Consider the following 6,023-nt stretch of genomic DNA (forward strand, 5'->3'; position numbering starts at 1 on the left):
TGTAAGAAAACGATTGTGTTTAATCGGGAGTATACGTGTCAACGTTCACTAACATTGCGTAAGAACCACTCCTATTTTGCATTACACAACTGCTTTACTATAGTTTTCGTAAAGCGTATAGACATCCTCCGTTTGATCGTTTTTTCGTTTCACGAGGTCATGTTGATGATGTGGTGATTGGACGAGCGTTCCTCGTTCTGACGCAAGAGGATGCTCCCCCAGCACTTCACCTGTTTCATGGTCTACGATGACAAGGGCATCACCTGACGTACGTTCGTGGAGATAAACGATACGGGGTGTCTCGTGTCGATACGTTCCGACAGGAACGCTATAACGTGAACCTTTATAACGGATGGTATTGTCCTTGTGGACGGTTCTTGATACACTTGATACAAGGTTCGTCTCGAAAGAGACGGGTGAAGAGATCGGATGTAGGTGCAGCTTTTCCAGGCTGTGCACCTCGGACGGTCTCTTTTTTGTCGTATCATGTTTTTTATAGTTCGCCGTACGTTCAAGCCATTCCAGGCAACGCTGATTCCATTCCCTCAGGTGATGGTAGGACCTTCCTAAAACAAAGTTTGATTTAACGTATTGAACGACGCGCTCCACTTTTCCCTTTGATTCGGGATCACGAGTCCGACAGAGATGGACCTGAAAACCACGGAAGGAAACGTAAGATTGGAACGATTCCGTTAAAAGTAAGTCTCCCTTATTTTCGTTTACGGCTACCAAAGCATCTTGGTCATAGACCAGTTCGCGCGTCCGTCCGCCAAAGAAACGAAACGCATTTTCATGACACCTCACCATGTCTGCTACTTTAAACGGTCGATCGAGCCATTCGACATACTTGTAACGAGAATGTGCCAAAACGAAGGCGATAAACCGTCCTCTCGTTTCTGAACCATCTTCATGGGAGAGCGTAACCATCCCGAAATCGACTTGAATCTGTTGACCGGGCGGTAACTCTTGAACGGCAACGTACTGTCGTTCTTTCGTCATTCTTCTGATACCATGCTCTTTTCTCAAATCACGTACATAGAGTCGAACCGTACTTTCTCCGACCTGAAGATTTGGATAACGTTCTCTGAGCCAGTCTTCCACTTGGGAAGCTTTCAGGGTTGGGTATTCCTGTAGCCAAGACAAAATTTCTTCCCGATAGGGATCCAGCTTTCTAACTTTACGCTGTCGTTTGCTATCCCACTGATCAAACGTCGTTCTATCCATTGATAAATAATCATAGACACGATTTCTACTCACGTTGAGCTGCGTTGCAATTTGAGAAACATTAAATCCTTTGGATTTTAATTGATGAATCGTTCCGTAGATCATCCACTTTTCCACTCCTAGTTCATCTCCCTACATCTGTTCTAAATACAGTGTAGCGAAGAAGTATTTGATTCGAGAAGTGTTGGATTTAAATCGTCGCGGATTGTTGTCTTCATCTTAGCAGTCACACGGATCCGCAAAGTACATCGGGATGCCTAACGTTTCACGAATTCGTTCATGGCAGCTAAACTCTTTTCCGCGGTCTGTCGTGGCGGTCTGGAACGTTCCCATCGGGAATTAGAGATGCAATGCTTGAATCGCAGACTCCATCGAGGCAGCGGATCGATCCTCCATCGGTACAGCGAGATAGAAACGGCTCTTTCGCTCGAGAAACGTTGCGACACAGGCTTTGGATTTCCCTCTGGCTGAGACGACGGTATCAAGCTCCCAATGTCCGAACGTTAGTCGTCCTCTGACGTCGGATGGACGTCGACTGATCGGCAATCCGACGTTGAAGCGTCCACGCGTCTCACGCGGTTTCTGACGCTTTCCTTTTTGACGAAGGAGCCGAGAATCGGCCTCGATGAGGCCTGTATAAATCCAGCGATAAATCGTCTTGAAAGATAGTCCTTCTTCTTGAAATAAGCGTCCGGCGATCTGTTCTGGAGACCACGTCTCCCGTAACTTTTCGAGGATGCGAATTCCTTTTTCTAGCGTGAACTTCGTCCGTGCACCGCACTTCTTTTTGCGCTCCACATAGCGCTGGTCGGCATGGGAAGCATCATAGTAAGGGTTACGACTCAATTCTCGTGAAATCGTAGAAGGTTGACGCCCCAGGCGTCCCGCAATCTTTCGGACGGACAAACCTAAATCGAGATACGTCTCTATTTTGACTCTTTCTGATGTGGTAAGATGAACATAGCTCATAACAATCCCTCCGTTGAATGTGGTGTGGTAACTCCATTCTACACGAGGTCGTTATGGGCTTTTTGTGTTTTCAGCTAGGTGTTGCACTTAATATTACAATTCGTCACTTCTAATTATCGAAAGAAAGAATAAATGAAAATTTTTCTTTATAGCAACTTAAAAGCGTGATAAAGTTAATTTAACAAATATTTTATCTTTAAAGGAGACGTTTGGATGGCGATTCAAGGAATTCAAAAATTACCAATCTCGATTCAAATGGATCAGGCAGCAAAATTATTGATGAAATTAGCAGCGATTTCTACTGAAGTTGGCCGGCTGGATGAAAAAATAAAACAATCCGTCGTGAAATCCGAATTGATCAATACCCTTGCGTTAAAAGAATCCGTCCAGTCGACCCGTATCGAAGGGACACATGTCACGTTTACGGATATGGTCGAACAGAGTCACAGATCTGAACAGAGGTGGGAACACATCGAAGTGTTGAACTATCAGCACGCTTTATTTGTCGGACAAGAACGGATTCAGGCTGGCTATCCCATTACGACACGATTGATTCTTGAACTCCATCAGATTCTGATGCAGGGGGCTCGTGGAACGAATGTTTCAGCCGGTGAATTTAGAAAAATGCCGAACTGGATTGGACCAACGAACCGGCGTGAAGATGCTGTCTATATTCCGGTCGATGCGAATGAAATCGAGAGTTATCTTGAAAACTGGGAGAACTATGCGAACCGTCATGCTTACGGCAAAAAAATGGACGTATCCCATCTCGAAGCAAATAAGTTCATTATCGACGAACAGGCCCATCCTTTACTAAAAGTTGCAATTCTGCACGCTCAATTTGAATCGATTCATCCTTTCCTTGATGGAAATGGTCGTCTTGGTCGCATCATCATCGCGCTCTATATGATGCAATCAGGACAAGTGGCAAGCCCCGTTTTTTTAGTCAGCGAAGAGTTGGAACGACAACGGGCGCGGTATTATCATCTATTAAACGAAACACGAGGCGCTTCCCCAAATTGGTTCAACTGGTTAAACTTCTTTTTGGATGCCTCAGAACGCATGACACGTAAACTGAACCTTCTGCTTGATGCGGCGGAGCATTTGGCTGTGACAGGTCTCGCGCAATGTGAGACGAGCACACAGGAAAAAGTTTATCTGAGTACATTCAGTCACCCAAACACGACTGCCAGCCAAGTCGCTAAACAATTTAAGATTTCACCCGTTACGGCGAGAAGTGCTCTAAACATGTTGAGCGAAAAGGGATTATTGTTCAAAGATGCATCGAAAAGACGAAATATCGAGTATTACAATTACAACTTATTGGAATTGATCAATTAAGAAGCTTTCATGTCTATGTGATTGGTGCGTAGTGTTCTGAGGAGATTCAAAGAAAAATGAAAAGGGAATTCTTTTGTTAGGACAACTAAAGGGGGACTTCTCATGACACACTTTTCTTATTTGGAACACTATCTGGTCTCACATCTGACATATAGTAAGCAAACAATCAAAGCCTATCGCAGTGATTTGCGGCAGATGAAGAAGTATTTTGTCGAGTGGTCGGGCAAGTCCCTTCAAGCATATTTTGATCAGTTGATTCAATGCTACAAACCAGCAACGGCGATGCGACGGTATCATGCGTTGATGGCACTCGGACATGAACTGGTTCGAGCGAAACGTCTCAAGGTAAATCCGATGCAACAAGTCCGTCCGATTGTTCATCAACACATTCAACAACGCGAACATCATCCGCTTGAAGAAACAATCCAAACGATTCGTCAAATCACGGATCCGACCTATCGTCTATTCTTTGAACTCATCAGTCAAACGGGCCTCCGCTTCATGGAGGCCCGTTTGTTGTCGATCGAAGATCTTCAGTTTGAGACGTCGACGTTACTCGTACGACACGGGAAAGGACGACGCTTGCGGACAGTGCCACTAGGAGAGAGACTTGCGAGTAAACTTCGAACGTTTTTAGCAGAACGGACGACGGGTCTCGTTTTTCGTTCCGTCCGTGGTCAAGCAATCAATGAGCAACAGGCTCGTGATACGTTACGTAAGAAGTCGCTTGATACGCACGGACGACCGTTACATCCGCATGACTTGCGTGTTTCCTTTGCGACATATCTCTATCAGACAGGCAACCGTAAATTACTTGAGATTCAACGATTGCTCGGTCACGGCAGCTCTCGAACAACGGAAGGCTATATCCTGACGGAGGAAACGCAGCTTCAACAAGTCATCAATGCGTTGTCGGCATGAGACGGTTAATTGAAGAACGAGCGACTTCTGACGACGGCAGGATATACTGTTGTGTCGTCTTGGCATCACTATGACCAAGCAGACGCATGACGGTCAGTAAATCGGCGTGATGCTCCCGATAAAGCGTCGTCGCGAACGTCACCCGCAGGTCGTGTGGTCGGAGTATGCGCTTGAGGACCTGTTGGCTGGCAAGACGAAGTTGCTTCCGTGTTTGATTCGGATCAAGCAAACGTCCAGTGTCGTTTTGAAATAAGAGTTCGTCGTTCGGTTGAACGTCGAGATATCGTGTTAGGACCGTCATCAGCTCATCATGGAGTGGGACGTAGCGTGTTTTCTGTCCTTTGCCGTGACGGACAAACAGTTGACGTTCGGTCAGGTCGAGATCGGTCCTGCGTAATTGTCGGGCTTCATTAAACCGCAGACCGGTATGTAACAACAGGAAGTAGAAGGCATAGGTCGTTTCGTCTTGAATCGTCTCGATGACACGGCGGGCATCGGTGTAGCTGAAAGTGGTCCGGTGTTTCGGAAGCGGACGGGACGGCTTTTTGATGTGGGCTAATGGGTTTTTGACCAGTGCTTGCTCGGCGACAAGTGCATCGAAGAGGGTCGCCAAGGCATGGATCCGGCGGGCGACGGTCGTCGGGGCATAGGTCTGTTTTAACTGGTTCATATAACGGTGGAGGGAAGGGATGTCGATCGTTTCCGCATGGGCACAGAAATGCCGGACGTCCGCGCGATAGGCTTTTTTCGTCAGAGGACTGTAACTCGGTGACTGTTCGATGATCATAAGTAGCCGCTCCAAGTAAAACGTCATCATAGGAGAATCTCCTGGACCTTGCGTTTGAGTTCGGATTTCAGTGACCGGAGCCGAGCGGGGGAGTAGCCAAGTGCATCCTCGTTTCCATGGAGCAGGGCTTGGAGAATCGTGAATTCCTTGATGGAAAGTTCCTGTTTCAGTTGATCGAGTAAGTAGGCGAAGGAAACTTGCTGCTGACGGGGGAGTTCCGGTAAGGTCTCGACGGCGACTTCACCAGCCAGAGTCCGGTTACGGGTCGCCAAGTAATCGAGCATCGCCCCTTTCGCACGAATCCGAGCGAAGGTGACGGTCATGACTTTGCCTTCTTCGATTGATTTCCATAGTCGGAGTAGTGCTGCTTGACGACATTCATCGTGTTCATTCGGATGGATTGAGAGACGCGACAGGAGGGAATTGACGAGGGGGATCCATTGTTTTAAGGCTTCATTCATGAAGAGATAATCCAATCTGAGATATGTGGATTGTCAACACTAAACTAGACAATCTTCTTAAGAAGTGATTGTTTGTAGCGAACGGGGCTTTGATAATCCAATGTACCGTGTATGCGAAGGTGATTGAACCAATTCACGTAATCCTGGAACTCGCGTTCCAGCTCCGTCAAACTCGAGAACACTCGTTTTTTGACGAACTCTGTCTTGATGATTTTAAACGTGGCTTCCGCGACTGCGTTATCGTACGGACAACCCTTTTCGCTCAACGAGCGACGGATTCCGAACGTATGAAGGGCATCCTCAATCAGACGGTTGTTGAA

At 46.8% G+C, this 6,023-nt stretch carries 6 protein-coding genes and 1 pseudogene; 2 read left to right on the forward strand and 5 right to left on the reverse strand.

Features of this window, described 5'->3' with window-relative positions; all coding sequences use genetic code 11:
• Window positions 1–81: 81 nt before the first annotated feature.
• Together istA and KNQ13_RS15270 are read right to left on the reverse strand one after the other, a co-directional pair.
• Window positions 82–1,341 (reverse strand): IS21 family transposase, encoded by a 1,260-nt coding sequence (gene istA, locus KNQ13_RS15265; protein ID WP_209548531.1) that lies wholly within the window; start codon window positions 1,339–1,341, stop codon window positions 82–84.
• Window positions 1,342–1,455: 114 nt separating this feature from the next.
• A pseudogene (locus KNQ13_RS15270) lies at window positions 1,456–2,193 on the reverse strand (IS30 family transposase); the annotation flags it as partial.
• Between the two features lie 213 nt (window positions 2,194–2,406).
• Between KNQ13_RS15270 and KNQ13_RS15275 the strand changes: the two are divergent.
• Together KNQ13_RS15275 and KNQ13_RS15280 are read left to right on the forward strand one after the other, a co-directional pair.
• Window positions 2,407–3,534 (forward strand): Fic family protein, encoded by a 1,128-nt coding sequence (locus KNQ13_RS15275; RefSeq protein ID WP_209548532.1) that lies wholly within the window; start codon window positions 2,407–2,409, stop codon window positions 3,532–3,534.
• A 102-nt stretch (window positions 3,535–3,636) separates the two neighbouring features.
• Entirely contained in the window at window positions 3,637–4,455 is an 819-nt protein-coding gene (locus tag KNQ13_RS15280) for a tyrosine-type recombinase/integrase (protein WP_209548533.1), read from the forward strand.
• On the opposite strand, the gene KNQ13_RS15285 is transcribed toward KNQ13_RS15280, so the two are convergent.
• From KNQ13_RS15285 to KNQ13_RS15295, 3 genes are all read right to left on the reverse strand, one after another.
• Complete coding sequence (locus KNQ13_RS15285; protein WP_209548534.1) at window positions 4,436–5,272, reverse strand: tyrosine-type recombinase/integrase; 837 nt, start codon at window positions 5,270–5,272, stop codon at window positions 4,436–4,438. The two genes, KNQ13_RS15280 and KNQ13_RS15285, sit on opposite strands and share 20 nt — an antisense overlap.
• Window positions 5,269–5,703 carry a sigma factor gene (locus tag KNQ13_RS15290; protein WP_209548535.1) on the reverse strand — a complete coding sequence of 145 codons (435 nt, stop codon included), beginning with the start codon at window positions 5,701–5,703 and terminating at the stop codon, window positions 5,269–5,271. Before KNQ13_RS15290 ends, KNQ13_RS15285 begins: the two co-directional genes overlap by 4 nt.
• A 44-nt stretch (window positions 5,704–5,747) precedes the next feature.
• On the reverse strand, window positions 5,748–6,023 hold a 276-nt coding region (locus KNQ13_RS15295), incomplete at its 5' end, for an IS3 family transposase (RefSeq protein WP_214773221.1).

The organism is Exiguobacterium sp. s128, assembly GCF_018618815.1.
GTDB lineage: Bacteria > Bacillota > Bacilli > Exiguobacteriales > Exiguobacteriaceae > Exiguobacterium_A > Exiguobacterium_A antarcticum.